The 26,675-nt window shown below is 71.5% G+C and carries 18 protein-coding genes and 2 pseudogenes; 9 read left to right on the plus strand and 11 right to left on the minus strand.

What is annotated here, in order from left to right:
* Nucleotides 1-203 precede the first annotated feature (203 nt).
* Nucleotides 204-1,790 (minus strand): type VII secretion protein EccB, encoded by a 1,587-nt coding sequence (gene eccB, locus OG568_RS16470; protein ID WP_329532131.1) that lies wholly within the window; start codon nucleotides 1,788-1,790, stop codon nucleotides 204-206.
* A gap of 352 nt (nucleotides 1,791-2,142) precedes the next feature.
* Here eccB and eccE point away from each other — a divergent pair, with 352 nt between their 5' ends.
* The 4 genes and pseudogenes from eccE to OG568_RS16490 all read left to right on the plus strand — a co-directional run bounded on the left by eccE (nucleotide 2,143) and on the right by OG568_RS16490 (nucleotide 7,640).
* Nucleotides 2,143-3,465: a type VII secretion protein EccE gene (gene eccE, locus OG568_RS16475; protein ID WP_329532132.1), complete on the plus strand. Its 1,323-nt coding sequence runs from the start codon at nucleotides 2,143-2,145 to the stop codon at nucleotides 3,463-3,465.
* Nucleotides 3,465-4,307 carry a hypothetical protein gene (locus OG568_RS16480; RefSeq protein WP_329532133.1) on the plus strand — a complete coding sequence of 281 codons (843 nt, stop codon included), beginning with the start codon at nucleotides 3,465-3,467 and terminating at the stop codon, nucleotides 4,305-4,307. The genes eccE and OG568_RS16480 overlap by 1 nt, the downstream gene beginning before the upstream one ends.
* 186 nt (nucleotides 4,308-4,493) lie before the next feature.
* Nucleotides 4,494-4,610: pseudogene (locus OG568_RS16485) on the plus strand (SCO5717 family growth-regulating ATPase); the annotation flags it as partial.
* Between the two features lie 345 nt (nucleotides 4,611-4,955).
* Nucleotides 4,956-7,640, plus strand: a complete 2,685-nt coding sequence (locus OG568_RS16490; RefSeq protein ID WP_329536369.1) for a MinD/ParA family ATP-binding protein — start codon at nucleotides 4,956-4,958, stop codon at nucleotides 7,638-7,640.
* Between the two features lie 90 nt (nucleotides 7,641-7,730).
* Here OG568_RS16490 and OG568_RS16495 read toward each other — a convergent pair.
* Nucleotides 7,731-7,976: pseudogene (locus OG568_RS16495) on the minus strand (bifunctional riboflavin kinase/FAD synthetase); the annotation flags it as partial.
* 295 nt (nucleotides 7,977-8,271) lie between these two features.
* Here OG568_RS16495 and OG568_RS16500 point away from each other — a divergent pair.
* The 5 genes from OG568_RS16500 (at nucleotide 8,272) to OG568_RS16520 (ending at nucleotide 14,242) form a co-directional block, all read left to right on the plus strand.
* The gene (locus tag OG568_RS16500; RefSeq protein ID WP_329532134.1) at nucleotides 8,272-10,149 is read left to right on the plus strand and encodes an ABC transporter substrate-binding protein; all 1,878 of its coding nucleotides are present in this window, start codon (nucleotides 8,272-8,274) and stop codon (nucleotides 10,147-10,149) included.
* 61 nt (nucleotides 10,150-10,210) lie between these two features.
* Nucleotides 10,211-11,278 (plus strand): ABC transporter permease, encoded by a 1,068-nt coding sequence (locus OG568_RS16505; RefSeq protein WP_329363686.1) that lies wholly within the window; start codon nucleotides 10,211-10,213, stop codon nucleotides 11,276-11,278.
* Nucleotides 11,275-12,225 carry an ABC transporter permease gene (locus tag OG568_RS16510; protein WP_443077666.1) on the plus strand — a complete coding sequence of 317 codons (951 nt, stop codon included), beginning with the start codon at nucleotides 11,275-11,277 and terminating at the stop codon, nucleotides 12,223-12,225. The genes OG568_RS16505 and OG568_RS16510 overlap by 4 nt, the downstream gene beginning before the upstream one ends.
* Nucleotides 12,222-13,244: an ABC transporter ATP-binding protein gene (locus OG568_RS16515; protein ID WP_329532135.1), complete on the plus strand. Its 1,023-nt coding sequence runs from the start codon at nucleotides 12,222-12,224 to the stop codon at nucleotides 13,242-13,244. Before OG568_RS16510 ends, OG568_RS16515 begins: the two co-directional genes overlap by 4 nt.
* Nucleotides 13,241-14,242 carry an ABC transporter ATP-binding protein gene (locus OG568_RS16520; protein ID WP_329532136.1) on the plus strand — a complete coding sequence of 334 codons (1,002 nt, stop codon included), beginning with the start codon at nucleotides 13,241-13,243 and terminating at the stop codon, nucleotides 14,240-14,242. The genes OG568_RS16515 and OG568_RS16520 overlap by 4 nt, the downstream gene beginning before the upstream one ends.
* A gap of 124 nt (nucleotides 14,243-14,366) precedes the next feature.
* Here the strand turns inward: OG568_RS16520 and OG568_RS16525 are convergent, their stop codons facing one another.
* The 9 genes from OG568_RS16525 to rimP form a co-directional block, all read right to left on the minus strand.
* Nucleotides 14,367-15,320, minus strand: coding sequence for a bifunctional riboflavin kinase/FAD synthetase (locus OG568_RS16525; protein WP_329532137.1), 954 nt, complete (start codon nucleotides 15,318-15,320; stop codon nucleotides 14,367-14,369).
* A 116-nt stretch (nucleotides 15,321-15,436) separates the two neighbouring features.
* The gene (locus OG568_RS16530; RefSeq protein WP_329532138.1) at nucleotides 15,437-19,111 is read right to left on the minus strand and encodes a serine protease; all 3,675 of its coding nucleotides are present in this window, start codon (nucleotides 19,109-19,111) and stop codon (nucleotides 15,437-15,439) included.
* A gap of 255 nt (nucleotides 19,112-19,366) precedes the next feature.
* On the minus strand, nucleotides 19,367-20,272 hold the full coding sequence (gene truB, locus OG568_RS16535; protein WP_329532139.1) for a tRNA pseudouridine(55) synthase TruB: 906 nt from the start codon (nucleotides 20,270-20,272) through the stop codon (nucleotides 19,367-19,369).
* A complete protein-coding gene (rbfA, locus tag OG568_RS16540; RefSeq protein WP_266430683.1) occupies nucleotides 20,269-20,724 on the minus strand; it encodes a 30S ribosome-binding factor RbfA in 456 nt (151 codons plus the stop codon). The genes truB and rbfA overlap by 4 nt, the downstream gene beginning before the upstream one ends.
* Before the next feature lie 33 nt (nucleotides 20,725-20,757).
* A complete protein-coding gene (locus OG568_RS16545; protein WP_329532140.1) occupies nucleotides 20,758-21,051 on the minus strand; it encodes a DUF503 domain-containing protein in 294 nt (97 codons plus the stop codon).
* A gap of 263 nt (nucleotides 21,052-21,314) precedes the next feature.
* Nucleotides 21,315-24,470, minus strand: coding sequence for a translation initiation factor IF-2 (infB, locus tag OG568_RS16550; RefSeq protein ID WP_329532141.1), 3,156 nt, complete (start codon nucleotides 24,468-24,470; stop codon nucleotides 21,315-21,317).
* A 147-nt stretch (nucleotides 24,471-24,617) separates the two neighbouring features.
* A complete protein-coding gene (locus tag OG568_RS16555) occupies nucleotides 24,618-24,896 on the minus strand; it encodes a YlxR family protein (protein ID WP_329532142.1) in 279 nt (92 codons plus the stop codon).
* A gap of 102 nt (nucleotides 24,897-24,998) precedes the next feature.
* Nucleotides 24,999-26,021, minus strand: coding sequence for a transcription termination factor NusA (nusA, locus tag OG568_RS16560; protein WP_266430695.1), 1,023 nt, complete (start codon nucleotides 26,019-26,021; stop codon nucleotides 24,999-25,001).
* 2 nt (nucleotides 26,022-26,023) lie between these two features.
* The gene (gene rimP, locus OG568_RS16565) at nucleotides 26,024-26,530 is read right to left on the minus strand and encodes a ribosome maturation factor RimP (RefSeq protein ID WP_266430698.1); all 507 of its coding nucleotides are present in this window, start codon (nucleotides 26,528-26,530) and stop codon (nucleotides 26,024-26,026) included.
* Between the last annotated feature and the right edge of the window lie 145 nt (nucleotides 26,531-26,675).

The following is a 26,675-nucleotide window of genomic DNA, read 5'->3' on the forward strand; positions in this document are numbered from 1 at the left end:
CATGTTGTCGTTGATCCGGGAAACCTGCCCTGGTGCCCGGAGGAACTTCGCATCATTGAGCGCTGCAAACACTCTATCGTCAGCCTGTCATTCATCCACAGGCAGGACCAATCAGTTACACGGCTCACACACTTGAGCGTTCGTCTCGTGATCCACGAACCGTCTTACTCTCAAGTGCGCCTGCCAGCCAGTCCGTTGGCCTGTCACTGGCTCTGTTCCTGCGCCGCGCTACCGGTGTCCAGAGTGGGCCCCTTCGGAATGAATGTCGCCCAACTTTGCGGCACGATCGCGGGGTTGGAGACGTCCTCGTAACCCAGCCGCGTGCGCGCCTTGTCCGTCTCGCTCGCCCCACCCTCCGACGAGGACGAGGAGGAAGCGGACGACGAAGACGAACCGCTGCCGCTTCCCTTCGCCTCACTGTCGTTGTTCGCCGGCAGCGAGTACCGCAGTCCCGTGTCCGTCAGCAGGTACGTCGCCCCGCCACCCCCTGCCGCACCGATGACCTCCTGGAAGAGAAGCCCCGAGCCGGACGAGACGTAGGCGCTCAGCGAATCGGCGATGACCTTCTTGGGGTACGTCGTTCCGGCCCAGGCGGCGAGCTGCGGCTTCTTGTCCGTGCCGATGGTGCCGTTGTAGACGCTGCACGAGGTGGTACGGGCCTCGTCGGTCCCCGTGGCCGCGGGGTTGGCCTGCCGCGGAACGCTCTCGGGCCAGCCCTTGTCCGCGTAGAAGCGGTCCGCCTGGCCGCTGTTGGCCGCGATGATGTCCTGGGTGGGGACCTTGACGGCATCGGTCCCCACGGCGGAGGGCGACCGCTTGAGCAGTTCGGCGACGAAGGGCGTGATGGAGGCGACCTTGTCCTTGAGGACGACGTAGTACTGCTTGCCCCCCGCGTCCTGCGCCTCGAGCACCTGGCCCACCGTGTTCGCATCGGCGGGGAGCCCCTGGACCGTGGTCGGCTGTCCGGCGGACGGGACCGTCGGGAAGGCGATGACCCCGCCGGCGTTGAGGGTGCGCAACCACTCCTGGCTCACTGGCTGCGGCTCGGCCTCGCTGCCGATGACGGCGGAGCGCAACTGCGCCATGGTGGTGTCGTCGAGACCCGACGTGCCGCCCAGCAGGAAGCGGTTGCCCTTGCCGTCGACCAGGTATTCCAGTGAGGTCTTGCGGTCGACGACGTACAGGGCCTCGCGGCCGTTGACCTTGCCCGCGTCACCGAGCGACTTGGCGTCGTCGGCGTCGAGGACGAAGACGGCACGGTCGATGGCGTCGTCCGATCCCGGGGCCGGGCGCTCGCACACCGCCCAGGTCTTCGTCTTCGACGCGTCACCCTTGGAGGGCAGCCGGTCGGGGGCGTACGGGATACCGAGGGTCGCGCCGTGCGGGATGCCGCTCTTGTCGATCTCCTTGCCGGAGACCTCGAGGACGCTGCCCTTGCCCTTGTCGAGGAGGAGCTTGGCGGAGGCGTAGTTGAGAACGGGGTGCAGCGTCGGGGTCTTCTTGCCGTTCGACGCCTCGTCGGGGAGGACGACGTAGCGCGTCGTGGAGTCGCTGTCGACGATGATGTACTCACCGGGCTCGTCCCAGCCCGCGGGCGCCGTCGGCTTGATCACGCCCCAGCCGATGAAGCCCACCACGAGTGCGACGCCGACCGCCAGACTGGGCATCACCGTACGGATGGGACGCGGCGCGCCTTCCTCGGATCCGCCCGGCGACGGCGCCAGGAACGCCGCGACGGTGCGCTTGCGAGCGAACGTGTAGGCGGCGAGCTCATCCTGACGCTTTGCCATGGTCCCCGTTTCTCCCGTTTTGTACTGCTCGATCGTGTTCGAAAGGCCACTTCGGCCACGCAGGCACCAACTATGCCCTGCGCTCCGGGACGACGGTTCATCAGGTGTTCGGCCGACCCCGCATCTTCACAGAGCTTCACCACAGCCCTCCACCATGCGGGGCCGGTCCGTGACAGGCTGGCCAGCCGGGGTTTCGGTGTCCCCTGTGTCGTCTCGCGTTCCGCAGCGGGTAGCGTGAGTCAGTCTCATACATGATGTGGGCCATCGACGCCCCTGGCCCGTCGCCGGGATCTCGGACAGAGGATCCCGTCCGACGAAGGGCCACTACTTCGCGAAAGGGATGCCCCGGGGGATGACCAGCGCTACGAGCACTCGGCGCGGACGCCGCGCACCGCAGCAAGAGGAAGGTCCGAGCGGCAGACGTACGTCAGTTGCTCCAGCCTCCCCCGTCGCCGCGTCGCCGCGCACGCTGCCCCGCCCCGGCAGCCTGGGCCCGGTGCGGCTGCAGCAGCTCATCCTGGTGGAGCTCGCGGCGGCGGTCATGCTGGCCGCCTGGGTTGCCGACACGTCCTGGCTGCTGGCCCCGGCCGGTGCCGTGGCGGCGCTGCTGTTGCTCCTGGCGGTTTTGCGCCGGGGCCGACGTCCGCTGCCCGAGTGGTTCGAGACGACGCGCGCGCTGAGGCAGCGTCGACGCGACGCCAAGCTGCCCGTGCCGCCCGGGACGGACGCGATGCTGGCCCCGCTCCTGGAGTGCGACCCCGCCCTGCGGACGTACGGCTTCGTGTCCCGTGACGACCGCTCGATCGGCATGATCGGCGATGGGACCTTCCTGACCGCCGTGCTCTTCGTGCAGCCGGGAGACCAGCCGCTGCGTCCCGAGTCCGCCGGGCGGCAGCTGCCGCTGCAACTGATCCACGGCGCGCTGGAGGTCGACGGGATCCGTCTCGCGTCCGCGCAGGTCGTACAGCACACCCAGCCGGCGCCCGCGCCGCATCTGCCCCAACAGGCGGTCGCCGCACGGTCGTACGGCCCGCTCCAGGCGAAGGCCGGTTCTCCCGCGCTCCGGCTCACCTGGGTCGCCCTCAAGCTCGACCCTGAGCTGTGCCCGGAGGCGGTTCAGGCGCGCGGGGACGGCGTTCCCGGGGCGCAGCGGGCACTGCTGCGGGTGGCGGACCAGCTGGCGAGCCGGCTGACCGGGGCCGGCTTCAAGGCGACCCTCCTGGACGAGAACGAGCTGGTGCAGGCGCTCGCGACGTCCAGCTGCCTGAACCCGCGGGCCAACGCGCAACACGCCCAGGACGGGCGGCAGCCCCAGCGGCGTACGGTCGAGTCGGTACGGTCCTGGCGGGTCGACGACCGGTGGCACACCACGTACTGGCTCTCCCGCTGGCCGCAGTTGGGGGACGGCGGTGTGGCGCTGCCCGAGCTGATCACGCGGTTCACCTCGCTCCCCGTGCTCGCCACGACGTTCAGCGTGACCCTGGGGAGGGCCGGCAGCCGGGGCGTCTCCCTCACCGGGCATATCCGCGTCACCGCCCGTGGTGAGAGTGAACTCGGGGAGGTGGGGCGCGAGTTGGAGCGGGCCGCGAGTGCCGCGAAGGCCGGTCTGGTGCGCCTCGACCGGGAGCAGGTCCCCGGAGCCCTCGCCACTCTGCCGCTCGGAGGTACGTACTGATGTCCCACCCCGCTACGGCCACGGACCCGGGGCAGCACGGCCGGGCCTCCGGGCGCACGCCGGCGCACGTGGCCTCGCCCACCGACACCGGCATGATCCCCATCATCCGGCAGCCGCAGACGCCGCAGCAGCAACGGCGCATCTTCAGCCCGGGTTTCGGGCTGCGCGGGCCGCGCCGGAACCGCCATGTCGTCACCGTCGACGAGCTCGCGGCGATCAGCATGCCGATCGGCGACGACGGCGTGATCATCGGCGCCGATGCGGAATCACAGCCGGCCGTGCTCGGGCTGTCCCGCCCCACCCCCTTCGACGTCGTGCTCGTGGGCGGCCTCTGGCTCGCTCAGGTGCTGGCGCTGCGCGCCGCGGCGACGGGTGCGCGCGTGGGCGTGGAGACCGGCCGGCCGCAGGCCTGGCAGCAGTTGGCCCAGGCTGCGGGCGGCGGCCAGCAGTGCGTGACGGTCTATCCGGTGGGGCGGGTGCCTGCGCAGGGCCCCTCCGTCTCGAGCCCGGTGGTGCTGATCCGGGACTGTGGCATCCGCCCGCCGCGGGGGCGGGTGACCTCACTGCCGTGGCAGGCCGTGGTGACGGTGCTGCCCTTCGTCGGCGAGCATGCGCCACTCTGGCTCACTCGGGCCCATCTGGTGGGGATCCAGCGCATCTCGCCCCAGGAGACCGAGGTCGTACGCGACACTCTGGGCGTCCCGGACGAGCATCTCCAGCACATGCCGACCCTTCACGACGGCGTCGCCCTGTGGTGCACCCGCAAGCACCACAAGTTCGTCATGACCGAACCCACTGATGCGGAGACAGGCCTGCTCGGCGTGGCCCGCCGTATGGACTGACGCGTCGTCGTCTCCGGGAGCGGGGTACAAACCGGCTGCGCCCATGGGCGCTTTTCCCTACCGCGACGCGAGTGATTAGGCTTCTGGTAATGCGGTGACAATCGCAGCCGCGTGGGACTCGCCACTCGGTCCGCCCGGCCGCGACGATGACCAGCTCAGCAGCAGCGGCTGACCAGGAGGCAAGCAGTGAACAGGGATCGGTCCGAGTACAACGGCGGCAGCCCGTCCTCGGATGGGGACGATCACGAAATGGAACTCACCGACGAGTTCGAAATCGTCTACACGCCTCCCGCCTGGTACGCCCAAGGCACGCAGGGTGGCTCCACGGCCGGCGTCCAGCAGGACGCCGGCCGGACTGCGCCACCACCGCCGACCGGACCACCCGTCGGGCCACTGACCGGGCCGCCGGGTGGTCCTGTGCCGCAGGCTTCCGCGCCGCATGCTCCGGCACCCCAGGCCCCGGCACCGCACGCTCCCTCATCCCAGACTCCCGCACCGCACGCTCCGGCACCGCACGCCCCGTCACCCCAGACTCCCGCACCGCACGCTCCGGCACCGCACGCCCCGTCACCCCAGACTCCCGCACCGCACGCCCCGTCACCGCACGCCCCGTCACCCCAGACTCCCGCACCGCACGCCCCGTCACCGGTGCAGCCGTACGCCCAGGGCGCACCGCAGCAGCCCGCGCAGGGTGCGCCCGGCGCGAACCAGTACGGCACGGGTGGCTACGGATTTCCGCAGCAGCAGTCCGCGCCGGGCACCCCTCAAGCGGCCGGCGGCGCGGCGGTACTCGGCGGGTACGGCTACCCCCAGCAGGCGGGAGCGGGCGCGCCCCAGCCGAGCCAGGACACGTCGGGCGGTTACGGACAGCCTCAGCAGCAGACGCCGGCCCAGCCGCCCGCCGCGCCCGGCTTCCCCGTGCTGCGGCCGGTCGACGAGGACGCCCAGGGCATCCCGCCCCAGGCTGCTGCCCCGGCAGCTGGCGTCCCCGAACGGCCCGCCCCCGGGCAGCCGATGCCGGAGCAGCCGATGGCCGAGCTCAACCATGCCGCCGCCGACGCCGAGGCGGCGCGGCTGTTCGGCGATGCCCACGACGACGAGGAGTCGGCGGAGGAGCGGAGCCACGGGGCGGAGTCGGGTGACTTCGCCGGGTCCGTGTCCGGTGCGGAGGACGACGAGACGGCGAACGTCCGGTCCAATGCGGAATCCCCCACGCAGGCCGATACCGAGGCCGCGTCAGCGACGGCGGAAGCAGGGCCGGAGACAGCGCCGACGCCCACCTCTCCCGGACCCTTGCCTGCGGCGCAGGGGCAGCAGCCACAGGCGCCGCCCACCGCGCAGGCCTCCGCAGCGCCCCAGGCCGACCACGAACTTCCCCCGCTGCCGCAGGGCTACGTGCCCGCGCACCCCGTCCAGGGAGTACCGCAGCAGACAGGGCAGCCGGACCAGCAGGCCGCAGCCGCACAGGCCGCAGCCGGGCAGGCCGCCGGATACGGCTACCCCCAACCCCCCGCCCAGCCGCAGCCCGGCCAGCCCGAGCACCAGCCCTCTCCGCAGGGCTCATTCGGCCCGGCCCAGCCGGTGCCCCCGGCCCAGCCTCAGCCCGGATACCCGGCGCAAGCCGGGCAGCCCCAGGCCGCCGGATACGGCTACCCGCAGCAGGCGCCCCAGCCAGGCCAGCCCCAGCCCGCACAGCCGCAAGCCGGGCAGCCGCAGGCCGCCGGATACGGCTACCCCCAACCCCCCGCCCAGCCGCAGCCCGGCCAGCCCGAGCACCAGCCCTCTCCGCAGGGCTCATTCGGCCCGGCCCAGCCTCAGCCCGGATACCCGGCGCAAGCCGGGCAGCCCCAGGCCGCCGGATACGGCTACCCCCTACCCCCCGCCCAGCCGCTGCCGCAGCCGCCCGGGCAGGCCGGTTACGGCTACCCGCAGCCCTCCCAGCCGCAGCAGCCCGCGCCCCACCAGCAGCCTCCGGCCCAACCTCTGCCTCAGCAGCAGCCTCAGGCCCAGCAGCCCGCACCGCAGCAGCAGCCTCCGGCCCAACCTCTGCCTCAGCAGCCCGCGCCCCACCAGCAGCCCGCTGCCCCGCCCGCCGCCTACGGCAACCAGGGCTGGACCGCCCCGGTCGGCCCGCAGGCCGGGCCCGGTGCCCCCCAGCAGCAGGCCACGCCCGGCACCCCGCTCGGCTACAACGCCGCCGTGGAGCTCTCCTCCGACCGGCTGCTGCGCAATCAGCCCAAGGCCCGCAAGAACAACACGGGCCCGTCCCGCTTCAAGTTCGGCGCCAAGAAGGAGGAGGCGGAGCGGCAGCGGAAGCTGGCTCTGATCCGTACGCCGGTGATGTCCTGCTACCGGATCGCGGTGATCAGCCTCAAGGGCGGCGTCGGCAAGACCACGACGACCATATCGCTCGGCGCCACGCTCGCCACCGAGCGCCAGGACAAGATCCTGGCGATCGACGCCAACCCGGACGCCGGCACCCTCGGCCGACGGGTGCGTCGCGAGACGGGCGCCACCATCCGCGACCTGGTTCAGGCGATCCCGCAGCTGAACAGCTACATGGACATCCGCCGCTTCACCTCGCAGGCGCCGTCGGGGCTCGAGATCATCGCCAACGACGTGGACCCGGCGGTCTCCACCACCTTCAACGACCAGGACTACCGCAGCGCGCTCGACGTGCTGGGCAGGCAGTATCCGATCATCCTCACGGACTCGGGTACCGGTCTGCTCTACAGCGCGATGCGCGGAGTCCTGGAGCTCGCCGACCAGTTGATCATTATCTCCACACCCTCGGTGGACGGCGCGAGCAGCGCCTCGACAACGCTCGACTGGCTGTCGGCGAACGGATTCGCCGATCTCGTCCAGCGGTCGGTCACCGTGATCTCCGGCGTCCGCGAGACGGGGAAGATGATCAAGGTGGAGGACATCGTCGCGCACTTCCAGACTCGCTGCCGCGGTGTCGTCGTGGTGCCCTTCGACGAACACCTCGCGGCGGGCGCCGAGGTGGACCTCGACATGGTGCGTCCCAAGACCCGCGAGGCCTACTTCGATCTCGCCGCGCTCATCGCCGAGGACATCGCCCGTACGCAGCAGGGCTTCGGCAACCCGAACCTGCAGTTCCAGCAGCCCCAGCAGGGGTACGCGCCCCCGCAGCAGCCCTACTCCCAGCCCGGCGTAACGCCCCAGCCGGGGCAGGGCTGGCAGCAGCCCCCGCAGCAGCAGCCCGGACCGGGCCAGGGCTGGCAGCAGCAGCAGCAGTCGGCGCAACCCCAGGATCCGCGGCAAAACCCGCCACAGCACGGCTCCGTACCGCCCGGCTGGACGCAGCAGTAGCAGACCGGTCGGCAACGTCAGAGGGTCGGCACCCGCACGGTGCCGACCCCTTGACGTCCGTGTACGGCGCGCCTCGAGCGCACCCGTTCAGCCGAGTTCACGGCCGCGCTGGGCGCCGCGCACGACGACGCCCTCGACGCGGTGCGGGCGGCCCAGGATCTCGGGTGCGCCCTCGGCGTCGCCCCCGGCGACCAGCCGCCGGGGCAGGGTCGAGGAGGAGGGCTCGCCGCCGCCGGCCGTACCACTCACGTACAGCTCCGCCACCTCGACATCGAAGTCGTACGTCTCGCCCTGTTCCCGCAGGAAGTCGACATCGCCGCCGGCCTTGTCGCCGAAGCCGATTTGCCACCCGGGCCCGCACCGACTCTCACGGTGCGGGTCCGTCGCGTATCCATGGGCGTCACGAGCCGTCAGCCCGTCACCTGGGGGGCTTCACCGGTCTGAACCAATAGGCACGAAATTCACGCCAACTCGTTATTTCCGCAGGCCACACGGGGTTGACGCGCCGTTGACGTGCGGAGACCCCCGCTGATAGACACACACATCAATCCCGCCGGCGTCCCCCGATCACCCTGATCCTGAAGGTCAACCAGCCATCCCCGTGCGAGCGATGACGCGAGGTCACCGACCCATGAACAGACACGATCAGCCCAACAGAAGACGTCTGCGCCCACGGCTCCTCGCCGCCGCAGCCGCCGCCGCGCTCACTCTCACCGCCGGTCTCGCGACCCCGCTCAACCCGGCCCCACAGCAGGCCCAGGCCCAGGCCAAGGCGAGCCAGCAGGCCAAGGCGAGCAAGAAGGTCCTCACCGTCGCGGTCGCGCAGAGCGTCGACTCGCTGAGCCCCTTCCTGGCCTCGCGCCTGCTCAGTACGAGCATCCACCGGCTCATGTACGAGTACCTGACCAACTACGACCCCGCGGACAACCACACGATCCCGGGCCTGGCCACCAAGTGGGAGCCGTCCGCCGACAAGCTCACCTGGACCTACACGATCCGGTCGAACTCCAAGTGGTCGGACGGACAGCAGGCCACCGCCGAGGACGCGGCGTGGACGTTCAACAAGATGATGACGGACCAGGGCGCGGCCACCGCCAACGGCAGCTTCGTCACCAACTTCAGGAAGGTCACCGCGCCGAGCCCCGCCCAGCTCGTCATCGAGCTGAAGAAGCCGCAGGCCACCATGGGCGCGCTCGACGTGCCGATCGTCCCCCAGCACATCTGGGAGAAGGTCGAGGACTTCTCGAAGTTCAACAACGACCAGAGCTTCCCGATCGTCGGCAACGGGCCGTTCGTCCTGACCGACTACAAGCCCGACAGCTATGTGCGTCTGAAGCCGAACAAGACCTTCTGGCGTGGCGCCCCCAAGTTCGACGAGCTGGTCTTCAAGTACTTCAAGGACCAGGACGCCGCGGTGGCCGCCCTGCGCAAGGGTGAGGTCTCCTTCGTCGCGGGCTCCCCCGCGCTGACTCCCGCCCAGGCGGCGTCCCTCAAGGGCGAGCCGAACATCAAGGTCAACGACGCCCCCGGCCGCCGCTTCTACGCCCTCGCCACCAACCCCGGTGCCCAGGCCAAGGACGGCAAGCACTTCGGTGACGGCGCCGAGTCGCTGCTGAACCAGAAGGTGCGCCAGGCGCTCTTCATGGCCATCGACCGGAAGACCCTCATCGACAAGGTCTTCCAGGGACACGCCGTCGAGGGCGCGGGATACATCCCGCCGCGCTTCTCCACGTACCACTGGAAGCCGTCCGCGAGCCAGGAGCTCGCGTACGACCCGGCGAAGGCGGCCCAGCTCCTCGACGCGGCGGGCTACAAGAAGAACGCCGACGGCAAGCGTGTCGAGAAGAACGGCAAGCCGATCGATTACCGGATCCTGTGCCACGCCACCGACCCGAACGACAAGGCGGTCGGACAGTACGTGAAGGAGTGGTTCGGCAAGCTGGGCATCGGCGTCACCCTCGACTGCCTCGACAACGTGACCGACCCCTGGCTGGCCGGCAAGTACGACCTGGCCTTCGACGGCTGGTCCGTCAACCCGGACCCCGACTTCGTGCTGTCCATCCACACCTGCGCCGCCCTGCCCGCCACCCCCAAGGACACCGGCGCGACGGACAACTTCATCTGCGACAAGAAGTACGACGAGCTGTACGACCAGCAGCTCGCCGAGTACGACACCGCCAAGCGGGCGGACATCGTCCAGCAGATGGAGTCACGGCTGTACGACACCGGGTACATGAACGTCATGGCGTACCCGAACGCGGTCGAGGCCTACCGCACCGACCAGATCAAGTCGATCGAGACGATGCCGAAGGCCGCGGGCAACATCTACGGCCAGGACGGTTACTGGAGCTGGTGGTCGGCGGTTCCGGCCGACGCCTCCGGTGCGTCCTCCGACGGTTCGAGCTCCACGGGCGTCATCATCGGCATCGTCGCGGGCGTCGTCGTTCTCGTCGGCGTCGGGGCGTTCTTCGCGATGCGACGCCGCGCCACGGCCGAGGACCGCGAGTAGCCCATCCCGTCTCCCCGACGCCTACGGGCACCCCATGAACGTACGAGCGAATGAGTAGTTCATGACCGCTGAGGCAACACCCTCGCTGGTCGAGGCGACCGACGGTCCGGCTCAGGCCGGGCCGTCGGTCCGCGGGCCACGGGCGCGCACCACCACCGCATATCTACGGTATGTGGCGGGCAAGTTGGGCGGCGCGGCCGTCTCGCTGCTGGCCGTCCTCGTCACCAGCTTCTTCCTCTTCCGGCTCATCCCCGGCGATCCGGTGAAGTACATGACGGGCGGCCGACAGGTCTCCGCCGAGCAACTCGCGCACTACCGCGAGGAGTTCGGGCTCGATCTGCCGCTGTGGCAGCAGTTCACCGACTACTGCGGCAAGGCGCTCACCGGTGACCTGGGCACCTCGTACCAGTTCCGGGCCCCCGTCATCGACAAGATCTCCGAAGCACTGCCGAACACCCTCCTGCTCACCGGCACGGCGTTCGTCCTGTACACCGCGCTGGGCATCTTCATCGGCACCCGCTCGGCCTGGCGGAGCGGCCGCACGAGCGACCGTCTCAACACCGGTCTGGCCCTGACGCTGTACTCGATCCCGTCCTTCTGGCTCGGCCTGCTGCTCATCATCGTCTTCTCGGTGGGCATGGGCCCGATCCCGGGCCTGTTCCCGACCGGCGGCATGGAGTCCGGCGGCAAGGAGGGCTTCGCGTACGTCCTCGATGTCGCCCACCATCTGATCCTGCCGGTGGTGACACTGGTCGCCGTCGAGTACGGCCAGACCCTGCTGGTCACACGCTCGGCGCTGCTGGACGAGATGGGCAGCGACTATCTGACGACGGCGCGCGCGAAGGGCCTGCGGGACGATCTCGTCCGGCGCCGCCACGCCGTGCCGAACGCGCTGCTGCCGACCGTCACCCTCATCTTCATCAACCTCGGCCGGACGGTCGCGGGAGTGATCCTCGTCGAGACCGTCTTCTCCTGGCCCGGCCTGGGCGGGCTCTTCTACCAGGCGCTGAGCGTGCCCGATCTGCCGCTGGTCCAAGGACTGTTCTTCGTCTTCGCCTCGGCGGTGATCGTGATGAACACCCTGGCCGATCTGATCTATCCGCTGCTGGACCCACGGGTGGGCCGATGACCACGACCGAGTCGGACGGGCCGATGACGACCGAAGCAACCCCGCAGGTGACCGCGGTCGGCCCGCGCACCCTCGCCTGGCAGCGCCGCCGCCACTCCGCCGCCCGCTTCTGGCGGCAGTACCGCACCCACCGGGCGGGCGTCTTCGGACTCGCCGCCCTCGCCCTCTTCGCCCTGATCGCCCTGACCGCGCCGCTGACCGTCGGCTCCGACGTGCAGAGCGTGACCGACGCACCGGGCGGCCCGATGGAGAGCCCGAGCGCCCGATTCCCGCTCGGCACCGACCAGTTCGGGCGCAATCTGCTCGGACTCGTGGTGTGGGGTGCCCGGGTCTCGCTGCTCGTCGGACTGCTCGCGGCCGTGCTCTCCGTCGCCATCGGCGCGCTCATCGGGATCACTGCGGGTCACTTCCGCGGCTGGTACGCGACCGTGATCATGCGGATCACGGACTGGTTCCTGGTCATGCCGACGCTGGTGCTCGCGATCGCGCTGATGACCGTGATGTCGCGCTCGATCGGCACGATCATCCTGGCGATCGGCGTCACCACCTGGCCGACCACCGCCCGGCTGGTGCGTGCCCAGACCCTGGCCGTGGAGTCGCGGCCGTACATCGAGCGGGCGAAGGCACTCGGCGGCGGGCACTGGCACATCATGTCCCGGCACGTGCTGCCCAATGTGATGCCGCTGGTGCTGGCGCAGACCACCCTGATCATCTCCTCCGCGATCCTCGCCGAGGCGACCCTCGCCTTCCTCGGGCTCGGTGACCCGACCGTCGTGTCCTGGGGCGGGCTGCTCCAGGACGCGCGGGAGGCGGGCGCGGTCAGCGCGGGCAAGTGGTGGTACCTGGTGCCACCGGGGGTCGCGATCGCGGTGGTCGCGCTGGCGTTCACGCTGTGCGGGCGCGCGGTCGAGTCCGTCCTCAACCCCAAGCTGGGGGTGACCCGATGAGCACTCCGACGAAGCGGCGTCTGCTGGAGGTCAGGAACCTCGAGGTGACGTACGCGGGCGGGGCGGCCGCCGTGCGCGGCGTGGACCTCTCCCTCGACGCGGGCCAGAAGCTGGGCATCGCGGGCGAGTCCGGCTGCGGCAAGTCCACGCTGGCGCTCGCGCTGCTGCGGCTGCTGCCCGCGGGCACCCGCACGAGCGGGGAGATCCTGCTCGACGGCGAGGACGTGCTCACGATGAAGTGGGGACGGGTACGGGCGGTCCGCTGGGCGGGCGCCTCGATCGTCTTCCAGGGCGCGATGCACTCCCTCAATCCCGTGCACCGCGTCGGCGACCAGATCGCCGAGCCGATCCTGCTCCACAAGAAGGCCACCCCGGCGGGCGCGAAGAAGAAGACCGCCGAGCTGCTGGAGCACGTCGGCCTGCCCGCCGCCCGCGCGAACGCCTACCCGCACGAGCTGTCCGGCGGGCAGCGCCAACGCGTCATGATCGCCATGGCCCTGGCCTGCGACCCCCGGCTCGTCATCGCCGACGAACCGACCACGGCCCTCGACGTGATGATCCAGGCCCAGATCCTGCGCCTGATCGAACACCTCGTCGCCGAGCAGGAGTTGGGCCTGATCATGATCAGCCACGATCTCGCGGTACTGGCCGACACCTGCGACCGGCTCGCGGTGATGTACGCGGGCCGTGTCGTCGAGGAGGGCCCCGCCCGGCAGGTGTACGACGCGGCCCGGCACCCGTACGGCAAGGCGCTGTCGGCGGCGTTCCCGCGCATCGGCGACGCCGCCTCGCGGTTCGCGCCACGCGGACTGCCGGGCGATCCACCGGACCCGTCGGCGCTGCCGTCCGGCTGTACGTTCCACCCCCGGTGCGCGGTGGCGCTGGACCGCTGCGCGACCGAGGATCAGGCACTGCGGGAGGCGGGTGCGGGGCACCGGGCCGCCTGTGTGCACGCCGGCGCGACCGTCCCCGAGCCGGGCGGCACCCCGGCACAAGAAGCGAGGAGCAGCGCCCCATGACCACGACGACCACCGCCGTGACCGCGGCTCCCCTGCTCCGTGCCGAGGGCCTGCACATCGCCTTCCCCGGACGCCACGGCGCCGCCCGCGCGCGTGCCGTCGACGGGGTCGACCTCGACATCCGCCCCGGCGAGATCGTCGCCCTGGTCGGCGAGTCGGGCTGCGGCAAGACGACGCTGGCCCGCTCCCTGCTCGGCCTGGTCCCGCCGACCGGCGGCCGCGTCACCTTCGACGGCAAGCCGCTCGACTACTCCGCGCGCGCCCTCAAGGCCTACCGCAAGCGCGTCCAGCTGGTCCTGCAGGATCCCAGTGGCTCGCTCAACCCCCGGCACACGGTGTACGACGCCGTGGCCGAGGGACTGCGCATCCACCGGTACGGCGGCGACGAGCGCGCGGCGGTCGCCGAAGCCCTCTCCCGGGCGGGTCTGCGTCCGCCGGAGCGCTTCTTCCTGCGCTACCCGCACGAGTTGTCCGGCGGTCAGCGCCAGCGCGTCGTCATCGCGGGCGCGCTGGTCCTGGAGCCCGAACTCATCGTCGCCGACGAGCCGGTGGCCTCCCTCGACGCGTCGGTACGCGGCGAGATCCTCGCCCTGCTGCTGCGGCTGCGCGCCGAGCTCGGCCTGTCCGCCCTGGTGGTGACCCACGACCTGGGGCTGGCGTGGAACATCGCCGACCGGGTCGCGGTGATGTATCTGGGCCGGATCGTGGAGACGGGCGAGGTGGAGAAGGTCCTGACGGCGCCCCGGCATCCTTACACCCAGGCCCTGTTGTCGGTCCTCCCGGAGGCCCCGGGCGAGCCGGTGGTCCTCACCGGCGAACCCCCGGACCCCTCCCGCATCCCCGCCGGCTGCCGCTTCCACGCGCGCTGCCAGATCCTGGCGAGCGGGGAGGCCGAACGGGCGAGCGTCGCGGACGCGTGCCGGGGCGAGGACCTGGAGGTGCTGGACGGAAGCGGCGAGGCACAGGTGGCGTGCCACTGGGCACGGCTCCGGACGTGAAGCAGGCGGGGTGCCGACGGGCACTCAGTACGTGAAGCGGGTGGCGTGCCGCTGGACGCTCAGTACGTGAAAAGGGGCGCCCGGTGCCTTTGAGAGCACCGGCGCCCCTGCCCCGTACGACGAGTCACTCCCCGTCGTACGCCTCGATCAGCTCGCGCGAGCGCTTCACATCGTCGGCGATGGCTTCCAGCAGCGCCTCGATGGAGTCGAACTTGGCCATGCCGCGGACGTAGGCGAGGAAGTCGACGGCGACGTGCAGGCCGTACAGGTCGAGGCCTACGCGGTCGATGGCGTACGCCTCCACCGTGCGCTCGGTGCCGTCGAACTGCGGGTTGGTGCCGACGGAGATCGCGGCGGGCATCGCCTCGCCCTCGACGTGCAGCCAGCCCGCGTAGACGCCGTCGGCGGGGATCGCGGTGTGCGGGAGGGTCTCGACGTTGGCCGTGGGGAAGCCGAGCTCGCGGCCGCGCTGGGCGCCGCGGACGACGACCCCCTCGACGCGGTGCGGGCGGCCCAGGATCTCGCGCGCGCCCTCGACATCGCCCTCGGCGACCAGCCGCCGGGTCAGGGTCGAGGAGAAGGGCTCGCCGCCTCCGGCGGATCCGCTCACGTACAGCTCCACCACCTCGACGTCGAAGTCGTACGTCTTGCCCTGCTCGCGCAGGAAGTCGACATTGCCCGCGGCCTTGTGGCCGAAGCGGAAGTTCGGGCCCTCGACGACGGCCTTGGCGTGCAGCTTGTCGACGAGGACCTTCACCACGAAGTCGGCGGGCGACAGCTTCGAGAACTCGGTGGTGAAGGGGAGGACGAGCAGCGCGTCCACACCCAGCTCGGCACAGAGCTCGGCGCGGCGGTGGTGCGGGGCGAGCAGCGGGGGGTGGCTGCCGGGGCGCACGACCTCGCTCGGGTGCGGGTCGAAGGTCACCAGGACGGAGGGAACGCCCAGCTCACGGGCGCGGTCCACGGCATGCTTGATGATCAGCTGGTGTCCGCGGTGCACCCCATCGTAGGAACCGATGGTGACGACGCTGCGCCCCCAGTCCTCGGGGATGTCCTCCAAGCCACGCCAGCGCTGCACTGTGACCGCTCCTTGTCGAACCCGTGTCCGTGATTGCCTCATTCGCAGCTCTAAGGGTGCCATGCCGCGTGCGCTCGGTTCGCATCGGCATCGGGGTGTGACGCATCGCGCACGGTTCAGGCCGGAACCCGTATCCCGGAGAGGCTCTCGATCATGCGGCGGGTGCTCGGGCCGACCACGCCGGCCCACTCCTCGGGGGCGCCCGTCAGCCAGCCTGCCACCAGGGTCGCGAAGCCGGGGACCTGGCGGGCGAGCTCGACCAGACCGCGGTCGAATCCGGTGGCTCCGGCGGGGGTGCGGACGAGGAGCAGGCCCGTACGGTGCACCAGCTCACGGGTGGGTTCCTCGCCCCGGCGGGCCGCGCCGTCCGCGGCGGCCCGCAGCAGGGTGCCGAGGACGGCCGGGTCCTGCTCGTGCGCGAGCAGCAGGTCCAGCAGCTCGCGCCGCAACGGGCCGCAGTCCCGGCCGCCCGGCGCCGCCAGGACGGCCGCGAGAGCCGCCCGCACGGTGGCCGGACAACCGACCAGTAGACCGGTGACCAGCGGGAAGAGGACGGATCGTGCCGCGGGACCGTGTGTGAGACGGCGGTCGACGTACGCGGCCACGTGCGCGGCGGCCTCGGGGCACAGCTCCACCACTTCCCTGACCAGCACGCCGACGCGGCGGGCGAGCGCGGGCGTGGTGACGTCGGCGAGCGTGCGCAGCGCGTCCGCGGCGTCCGCGTCCGGCTGCCGCAGCCGGGTCCGGAAGGCGTCGAGCACCGGATCGGGGTGCGTGTTCAGGGCCGCGACCAGGGCGCTGGCGGGAAGCCGCGGATCGCCCGCGACGAAGCGCTCCAGCGCTTGCGGCAGGTACCGGGCCCGCGTCCACGGGTCCCGTACGAGCAGGCCGAGCGCGCCGCCGTGCAGTGCGCGGTCGGTGGGGCGGGCCAGCAGGGTCAGCGCCGCGTAGCGCAGCAGCTCGCGGTCGGCCTCGGCGCGCACGTGCGGCGCGGCGCGCAGCCCGTACGCCATCGCCGCCACCCGCCGGGCCGGGCGCTCGTCGTGCGCCCACCGGTCCACCGCCCGGCACACGGCCGAGGGCTCCTCCTCGGCGAGCGCGGCCAGCAGCTCGTCCGCGCGCCGGTGGGCGCAGTCGACGAGGGCCTCCGCGAGGTCGTCCAGGGCGCGCCGCCGGTGCGCGTACAGCAGGGCCTGCGCGGCGGTCGCCACGGTCGCGTGAGGCGCGGCGGGCAGCGGACGGTCGTCGTCGAACCAGGGCGTGAGGTGGGGTTGTACGGCGGTGGGGTCGGCGGCGAGGAGTCGGGCGACGGCGTCCAGGTAGCGCGAGGTCTCCGGGGGACGGCGGCGGTGGGCGCCGGAGGCGGTGCGGGAGTCCTCGGCCGGGCCCGCCGCACGCGGTGCCCCGTCCGCGACGACCAGGTGCCTGAGCAGATCGAAGCGCTCCGCCTCCGGCAGCGGCAGCGCCTCCCAGAAGGAGGGCCCGAACTCCGCCGGCACGTCCCGGCCTTCGGTGCGCCACGCCACGATCCGCTCGGCCAGCAGCCGCAGCGCGCTGACGTACGGGGTCGCGTCGGGCAGGCGCACCAGGACGTCGGCGAGGAGGTGGGTGGCCCACCAGATGCCGTCCCCCGTGGGGGTGGCGGCTCCGGTCGGGGCGGCGTCTCCGGTCGGGGCGTGTTCCTCCGGCGGCAGGTCGTCCATGGCCTCGACGAGGTCTTCGAGGCGGCGGGCCAGCGCACCGGCACCCTGGTGACGGGCCAGCAGGAGGAGGGCCTGCACGACGGGGCCGATGCGGTGGCGCGGCACCGTCACGGGACGTGCGTGGGCCGACGGGCGGGCGGGCATCCACTGCTCCGGTACACGCTCGGCACACGAGGCTTCGCGGCGCCGGTGGACCAGGGCGTCCAAGGCCGGGTCCAGGTCCAGGTGGGTGGCCTGGATCCAGTCGGCGAGCTCCTCGTGGGCGAACCGGTAGCCGCTCCCGGCGGGGACCATGAGGCCCTCCGCGAGGACGGCGGAGGCCCAGCCGGTGGTACCGCCCGGGCGGCGTCCGAGGGCGGTGTCCCAGGGGAAGACGGCCTCGAAGGACGCACGGTCCAGCCGGCCCTGCCCAGGTCCCAGACAGCGCCGCGCGGCCTCGTGCACCTGGCCGGAGACCTGGGCGGCGAGCCTTCGTACGGCCGTGCCACGCAGCCCGTTGGCCGCCGCGAGCCGGACCGCGACGCGCAGGCACATCAGGTCCAGATGGGCGGCGAAGACCTCCTCGCGGTCGAGTGGCCGGGTCGGCGCGTCCGGCCGCGTGGCCCACACCTCCGCCAGCAGCCGCAGCGTCAGCGGATGCCGCGCGTCGGCGGCCACCAGCGCGTCCTCGGGGATCCCGGCCCTCGACCGGACCAGCCGCGCCTCCTCCTCGGTCAGCCCGTCCAGCCGGACGCAGGGCGGACTCGACGGCTGCGGGTCGGCACCGGACCGGTGCAGCGACTGGGCCGGGAACTCCGCCCCCGCCTGCTCCCAGTACTCGGCACGGCAGGCGACGACCAGCCGCACCCCGCTCGCCCGCAGCCACTCGGCCGTGCCCTCGGTCCACTCGGGCAGCCGGTGGGCGAGGTCGGGCGGCATCTCCTCCGGTCCGTCGAGGAGGAGCAGCAGTGGCCGTCCGGCGGCCCGTGCCAGGCGGGCCAGCCGGTCGGGACCGATGTCGCCGAGCTCTCCCTCGTACCTGCCGGACGGCAGCACCCACGGCTCCTGGCGCGCGCCCTCCTCCGGGGCCGCCAGGATCCGCCCCGCCCGCTCCAGCGCCCGGGTGGCCGCGTCGGCGACGGAGGTGTCGGTGGCGAGGAGGTCGGCGCCGCGCAGCCAGAGGGTGGGAGCCGGCTCGGCGCCGCGGGTGCGGCGGGCGGCGAGCGCCGTGAGTTCCGTCGTACGGCCGCTGCCGGGTGGGCCGACGAGTCCGAGAACGGCGGCCGGGCCGCTCTCGAAGGCCGCGAACTCCCTTACGACCGCGGCCCGTTCGACGGTGGCGGGTGCTGCGCCGCCGGTGGCCGCCGAGGCCACGGCCCCGCGGCCGTCCGAGCCCACCGAGGCCGCCGTGAGTTCGAGTACGCCTGCCGGATTGAGGTCGGCCCCGTACGCGGGGACGGTGGCGGCGTTGCGGTCGAGGAGTTCGGCGAGCGGCCCCGTGACGCCGGGGGTGCGCAGGAGGACCGCGAAACCCGCCGTCCGGTGCTCGGTGTGCAGCGCCGTGCCGAGCACTCCGATCACCGCACCGGTCGAGGCGTCGAGGACGGGTCCCCCGGCCGCCCCGCCGGCCGGCCGGAGCGCGTCCGCGCCCGCCGTGCCGATCGCCAACTCCATCGCCTCGTCGAGGAGATGGCGGCGATCGGTCGCCGTGTACGTCACGGCGGTGCTGCCCAGTACCCGGGCCTCGCGCCAGCCGCCCGCGGCGATCCGTACGTACGTGCCGGTCCCGACTCTCTCCCGCACGGTGACGGGGAGCGGATCGAGGCCGAGACCCTCGGTCCGTACGAGCGCCAGATCGGTTTCGGGGAGTGGGGTCACGGCGTCGGAGGTCACCACGCAGCTGCGGTCACCGGGAGCGTGCAGCACCAGGCGGGCCAGGCCCTCGACGGCCTCGTGGCTGGTGATCACCGTGCCCTGGTGGTCGGCCACGAAGCCCGTGCCGCGTGGACGTCCGGCCAGGTCGCAGACGCGCACCAGGGACGCGTCCCGCGCGCTGCGGGCGTCGTCCGGTGTCTGCTCGTTCCCGGTCCGCGAGCCCCGTCCCGCCATGCTCGAACCTCCCCGCGCCGTGCTCCTTTTCCCGACGGTAGGCGCCAAATGATCAGCGGAACAGATCACGTACGAAACGCGCCCCCTTCCGCTCCCTCGGTTCACTCCGAGCGCCTGCCCGAAGGGGTGAATAGGGCAGAGCGGATGGATACACAGTTGGGTGGGGGAACCGAGGGGGGACCGTGGAGCGGCGGGCACGAAACCCCGTGACCGCCGCTCCACGGGCAGGTGCCCGAGCAGGAAGAGGCGTCGGCCTCAGCCGAATACGGCGAGGCTCTTCGCCTTGCCCTTCTCTTCCTCCACCAGCGCGAGGAACCGGCCCTCCGGGTCGAAGACGGCCACGGCGCCGACCCCCACGTACTCCTCGGGGATCTCCAGGCGCACGCCGTTGAGCAGCAGCCGGGCCCGCTTGGCGTCCACGTCCCAGCGCGGGAACGCGGCCGCGGCGGCCTCGGCGATCGACATCACGGTCAGCTCCTCCTGGAGCTGGTCGAGGGTGCGCGCGGCGTCGAGCTTGTACGGGCCCACGCGGGTGCGGCGCAGCGCGGTGAGGTGACCGCCGACGCCCAGGTCCGCGCCCAGGTCCCGGGCGAGCGCCCGGATGTACGTCCCGGACGAGCAGACCACGGAGACGACCAGGTCGAGCACCGGCGTGCCGTTCTCGGCCACGGCGTCCCGGATGTCGTACACCGCGAACGAGGAGACCGTCACCGGGCGGGCCGGGATCTCGAAGTCCTCGCCCTCGCGCGCCCGCTTGTACGAGCGCACGCCGTCGATCTTGATGGCGCTGACCTTGGACGGCACCTGCATGATCCGGCCGGTCAGCTTGGCGACCCCGGCGTCGATGGCCTCCCGGGTCACCCTGGAGGCGTCGGCGGACGAGGTGATGTCGCCCTCGGCGTCGTCCGTCAGGGTGTCCTGGCCGAGCCGGATGGTCCCCAGGTACTCCTTCTCGGTGAGCGCCAGGTGCCCGAGGAGCTTGGTCGCCTTCTCGACGCCGAGGACGAGCACGCCCGTCGCCATGGGGTCGAGCGTGCCGGCGTGTCCGACGCGGCGGGTCCTGGCGATCCCGCGCATCTTGGCGACCACGTCGTGCGAAGTGAAGCCCGACGGCTTGTCGACGATGACAAGCCCGTCGGGCGTCTTGGTCTTCTGCGTCATTCCGCGGCGTCGCCGTCCGTCTCGTCGTCCTCGCCCGGCTTCTTGTACGGGTCCGCGTCACCTGCGAAGGCGGCGCCCGCCGAGACCTCGCGCACCTTCGCGTCCGAGGCCCGTGCCTTGTCGAGCAGGTCCTCGATCGTCTTGGCGGTGTCCGGCAGGGCGTCCGCGACGAAGGTCAGCGTCGGCGTGAACTTCACGCCCGCCGCCGCGCCGACCGCCGAGCGGAGCACGCCCTTGGCGCTCTCCAGGCCCGCGGCCGCGGCCGCGCGCTCCTCGTCGTCCCCGTAGACCGTGTAGAAGACGGTCGCCTCCCGGAGGTCCCCGGTGACCCTGGTGTCCGTGATGGTGACATGGGTGCCGAGCCGCGGGTCCTTGATCCCGCGCTGCAGCTTCTGGGCCACCACCTCTCGGATGAGGTCCGCCAGCCTCTTGGCACGCGCGTTGTCGGCCACTGGTCCGTCTCCTTCTTCGCCTTGCTTGTTCCGTCAGTCTTCGTCTGTATGAAGTCTGCGCCGTACCGACAGCAGCTCCACCTCCGGTCGCGCCGCGACGAGCCGCTCGCAGCAGTCCAGTACCTCGGTGAGGTGCTCGGTGTCTCCGGAGACCACCGCCAGGCCGATCTCGGCCCTGCGATGAAGGTCCTGGTTGCCCGTCTCCGCCACGCTCACCGCGTACTTCCGCTGGAGTTCAGCGACGATCGGCCGGACGAGAGAGCGTTTCTCCTTGAGCGAGTGCACATCGCCGAGGAGCAGATCGAAGGACAGCGTCCCCACATACATGTGTAACCGGATGTCCCGCCGGTACGGGATAGATGGCCTGCCAATGCGCTTGGCAGGGACATCAGAACCGTACAACGAACGGGTGAGATGCTCGCCGGGGTTTTTCGCCCGCGGACCGGTGGGGGCTTGTCGCGCCCACGCGGCGGAGTCCCCTATGTCACAGGCCCGCGCCCCTAGAAGGGGCGCGGGGAACTGCGCGATCTCTTAAACGGCAAGCTGGCCGACGGTGAACTTCTCACCGCCGGCCAGCTCAAGCCACTGCGTTACGCCCGCGGCTTCTCGCGCATCTCGTACGTCGCGATGACGTCGTCGACCTTGATGTCGTTGAAGTTTCCGAGGTTGATACCACCCTCGAAGCCTTCGCGGATCTCGGTGACGTCGTCCTTGAAGCGACGCAGCCCGGAGATGTTGAGGTTCTCCGCGATGACCTTGCCGTCGCGGACGAGGCGCGCCTTGGTGTTGCGCTTGACCTCGCCCGAGCGGACCAGGACACCGGCGATGTTGCCCAGCTTGGACGACTTGAAGACCTCGCGGATCTCCGCCGTGCCGAGCTCGACCTCCTCGTACTCCGGCTTGAGCATGCCCTTGAGGGCCGCCTCGATCTCCTCGATGGCCTGGTAGATCACCGAGTAGTACCGGACGTCGACGCCCTCGCGCTCCGCCATCTGCGCCGCGCGGCCCGCGGCGCGGACGTTGAAGCCGATGACGATCGCGTCGGAGCCGGTCGCCAGGTTGATGTCCGACTCGGTGACCGCACCCACACCACGGTGCAGGACACGGATGTCGACCTCGTCGCCGACGTCGAGCTGGAGCAGCGAGGACTCGAGAGCCTCCACCGAACCGGACGCGTCGCCCTTGATGATGAGGTTGAGTTCCTGCACCAGACCGGCCTTGAGGGCCTCGTCCAGGTTCTCCAGGGAGAACCGGACACCCCGGCGGGCGAAGTTGGCGTTGCGCTCACGCGCCGCGCGCTTCTCGGCGATCTGACGCGCCGTGCGGTCCTCGTCGACAACCAGGAAGTTGTCGCCGGCGCCCGGGACGTTGGTGAGACCCAGGACCAGGACGGGGGTCGACGGACCCGCTTCCTCGACGTTGTTGCCGTTGTCGTCGAGCATCGCCCGGACACGGCCGTACGCGTCGCCGACCACCATCGTGTCGCCGATGCGCAGCGTGCCGCGCTGGACCAGGACCGTCGAGACGGCACCACGGCCGCGGTCGAGGTGGGACTCGATCGCGATGCCCTGCGCGTCCTGCTCCGGGTTGGCCCGCAGGTCGAGCGAGGCGTCCGCGGTCAGGACCACGGCCTCCAGCAGCTGGTCGATGTTCAGACCCTGCTTGGCGGAGATGTCGACGAACATCGTGTCGCCGCCGTACTCCTCGGCCACCAGACCGAACTCGGTGAGCTGACCGCGCACCTTGACCGGGTCCGCGCCCTCGACGTCGATCTTGTTGACCGCGACCACGATCGGCACGTCGGCCGCCTTGGCGTGGTTCAGCGCCTCGATCGTCTGGGGCATCACACCGTCGTTGGCCGCCACCACGAGGATCGCGATGTCGGTCGACTTGGCACCACGGGCACGCATGGCGGTGAACGCCTCGTGACCCGGGGTGTCGATGAAGGTGATGCGACGCTCTTCGTCGTTGACCTCGGTCGTGACCTGGTACGCACCGATGTGCTGCGTGATACCGCCGGCCTCGCCCGCGACGACGTTCGTCTTGCGGATGGTGTCCAGCAGTCGGGTCTTACCGTGGTCGACGTGACCCATGACGGTCACGACCGGCGGACGCGCGACGAGGAACTCCTCGCCACCCTCGTCCTCGCCGAACTCGATGTCGAAGGACTCGAGCAGCTCGCGGTCCTCCTCCTCGGGGCTGACGATCTCGAGGACGAAGTTCATCTCGTCCGCGAGGAGCTTCAGCGTCTCGTCGGAGACGGACTGCGTGGCAGTGACCATCTCGCCGAGGTTCATCATCACGCCGACGAGCGACGCCGGGTTGGCGTTGATCTTCTCCGCGAAGTCGGTGAGGGACGCACCGCGCGACAGGCGGACGGACTGTCCGTTGCCGCGAGGCAGCATCACGCCGCCGACCGACGGGGCCTGCATGGCCTCGTACTCCTGGCGCCTCTGCCGCTTCGACTTGCGACCACGACGCGCCGGACCGCCGGGACGGCCGAACGCACCCTGCGTGCCACCACGGCCACCGGGACCACCCGGACGACCGCCGAAGCCGGGACGGCCACCGCCGCCACCGCCGGGACCACCGGGACGACCGGCGAAACCGCCGCCGCCACCGCCGGGACCGGCCGGACGACCGGCGAAACCGCCACCGCCGCCACCGGGACGACCGGCGAAGCCGCCGCCACCCGGACGACCGCCGCCGCCACCGGGACCACCGGGACGACCGCCACCGCCACCGGGACCGCGGCCACCGGGGCCACCGCCGGGACGCGGGCTACCCGCAGCGGGACGCTGCGGCATCATGCCGGGGTTCGGACGGTTGCCACCGGGGCCACCGCCGGGACGCGGAGCGCCACCCTGCGGACGAGGCATACCGCCCGGAGTCGGACGAGCACCGCCCGGACCGCCCTGCGGACGCGGAGCGCCGCCGGGACCGCCCTGGGGACGGGGACCACGGTCCTGGCCCGCGCCCTGCGGACGCGGAGCGCCGCCGGGACGGTCGCCACCGGGACGCGGAGCACCGCCGGGACGGGGCGCCTGGGGGCGCGCCATACCGGTGGAGCCGCCGGACGTGAAGGGGTTGTTGCCCGGACGCGGGCCGGCCGGACGAGCACCGGGACGCGGGGCCTGGCCGCCGGGACGCGGGGCGCCCTGACGGTCGCCGCGCTCGGGACGGTCGCCGCGACCCTGACCACCCTGGCCGGGACCACCGGCCGGACGGGCACCACCGGGACGCGGAGCCTGGCCGCTGGGACGCGGGCCACCCGGACGGGGACCTGCGGCAGGAGCCGCCGGAGCCGCGGGAGCCGACGGGGGTGCGGTGAACTCGGGCACGGCCGGAGCCGGAGCCGCCGGAGCGGGCTTCGGAGCGGGCTTGGGACCCGGAGTCGGGCGCGGACCCGGAGCAACCGGGGCAGCCGGCGCAGCCGGAGTGACCGGAGCAGCGGCGGGGCGCTCGGCCACGGCCGGCTTCGGGGCCGGCGGGCGCGGGGCGGCCGGACGGGCAGCCTGCGCCGGAGAGGGGGCACCCGGCTTTGCCGGGGCAGCCTTGCGTGCGGAGGCGGGCTTGCCGCCACCGCTGCCCTGCTGGAGGGCGTCAGTCAGTTTGCGTACAACGGGCGCCTCGATCGTCGAGGACGCCGAACGGACGAATTCACCGAGCTCCTGGAGCTTGGCCATGACGACCTTGCTCTCAACCCCGAACTCCTTGGCGAGTTCGTATACCCGGACCTTAGCCACTTCGCTCCTTTTAGGTCCGGGTTGCGTCCGGACCGTCGCTACTTCATGGGCGTACTCATCGCGTGCTCATCGAGTGCTCATCGCAATCTCGACCTACTTCCAACTCGCGGGGTACCAGGGCCGCACGGGGGCTCCGTACGACACTCCTTACGGTGTTGCCTGCTCGACGTAGAGGCGCAACGCCGCTGTGTCGAGCAATCCCGGGGCACGCAGCGCCCGAGGGAACGCCCGGCGGCGTACCGCCAGGTCGAAACAGACCAGGGCGGGGTGCACATAAACGCCCCGGCCGGGCAGCGTACCGCGATGATCGGGGACGCATTCACCCTCGACCGCCACGATCCGCAGCAGATCAGTCTTGGCCGCTCGCTCCCGGCACCCCACACAGGTGCGTTCAGGGCATGCGCGGGCTCGCGTCCGGCCAGACACTCTTAAGTCTACCTCCCCGCGGCGACCTCACCCCTTTGGGGCAAGAATCGAACAGTTGCCGCGCATATAACTGACGTGATCTAAGCCACCTGCGGCTCAGAACTATTCCCGGTGCTGGTCCGCGCCGCGCCGGGCGGTCTCCTCGGACGGCTGCTCGGTGTCCGGACGGATGTCGATGCGCCAGCCGGTGAGGCGGGCCGCGAGGCGGGCGTTCTGGCCCTCCTTGCCGATCGCCAGCGACAGCTGGTAGTCCGGGACGGTCACGCGCGCGGAACGGGCCGCGAGGTCCACGACCTCGACCTTGGAGACACGGGCCGGGGACAGCGCGTTCGCCACCATCTCGGCCGGGTCGTCCGACCAGTCGACGATGTCGATCTTCTCGCCGTTCAGCTCGGCCATCACGTTGCGCACCCGGCCGCCCATGGGGCCGATGCAGGCGCCCTTGGCGTTCAGACCCGAACGGGTGGACCGGACGGCGATCTTCGTACGGTGACCGGCCTCGCGTGCGATCGCGGAGATCTCGACGGACCCGTCGGCGATCTCCGGCACCTCCAGGGCGAAGAGCTTCTTCACCAGATTGGGGTGCGTACGGGACAGGGTGACGGACGGACCGCGTACGCCCTTCGCCACCCGGACGACGTACGAGCGCAGCCGCAGCCCGTGCTGATACGTCTCTCCCGGGACCTGCTCCTGCACCGGCAGGATGGCCTCCAGCTTGCCGATGTCGACGAGGACGTTCTTGGGGTCGCGCCCCTGCTGTACGACACCCGTGACGATGTCGCCCTCCCGGCCGGCGTACTCACCGAGCGTCGCGTCGTCCTCGGCGTCCCGCAGGCGCTGCAGGATGACCTGCTTGGCGGTGGTCGCGGCGATCCGGCCGAACCCCGACGGGGTGTCGTCGAACTCGCGGGCCTCCTGCCCCTCCTCCAGGTCCTGGGGGTCCTCCTTCGCCCACACGGTCACATGGCCGGTCTCCCGGTCGAGCTTGACGCGCGCGTGGCGGCGGCTTCCCTCGGTGCGGTGGTAGGCGATGAGGAGGGCCGACTCGATCGCCTCGACCAGCAGGTCGAAGGAGATCTCCTTCTCCCGTACCAAGCCCCGCAGGGCACTCATGTCGATGTCCACGGCTACGCCTCCTCTGCGTTCTCTTCGTTCTTGTTCTTACGGTTGAACTCGACCTGGACACGGGCCTTGGCGATGTCTTCGAAGGCGAGCCGCTTGGCGGTGGGCTTGCGCCCCTTCACGCCGGGCACCTCGACATCGACACCCTCTTCGTCCACTTCGAGGATTCTCGCGACCAACTCGCCACCGTCCCCCAGCTGGAACTTCACCAGGCGGTCCGTGGCGCGTACGTAGTGACGGTGCTCCTTGAGCTCGCGCTCGGCACCGGGGGTTCCGACCTCGAGGGTGTACTCGCCCTCGCCCATCGCGTCCGTCTCGTCGAGCTTCGCCGAGAGCGCGCGGCTCACATCGGCGATCGCGTCCAGATCGGCGCCTTCGTCGGAATCGACGACGACACGCAACACACGCTTGCGTCCGACCGAGTCCACTTCGACCTCTTCGAGGTCGAGTCCCTGAGAGCTGACGAGCGGTTCCAGCAGTTCTCGCAGCCTCTCGCTCTGGGTGGTGCTCATCCGGGTGACTCCTCGGCCGCGTGTGCTGTTGTGGGTTGGTCGCGTGTCTGGTCAAAGGGTATCCGGTCGCGGAGGGTGTTGCCGTCCACCATTCCCTCGCCCCCGCCGCCCCTGCCCGTCCCGTCCCCGGGGCTCCGCCCCGGCC

The sequence above is a fragment of the Streptomyces sp. NBC_01450 genome, from assembly GCF_036227505.1.
Lineage (GTDB): Bacteria > Actinomycetota > Actinomycetes > Streptomycetales > Streptomycetaceae > Streptomyces.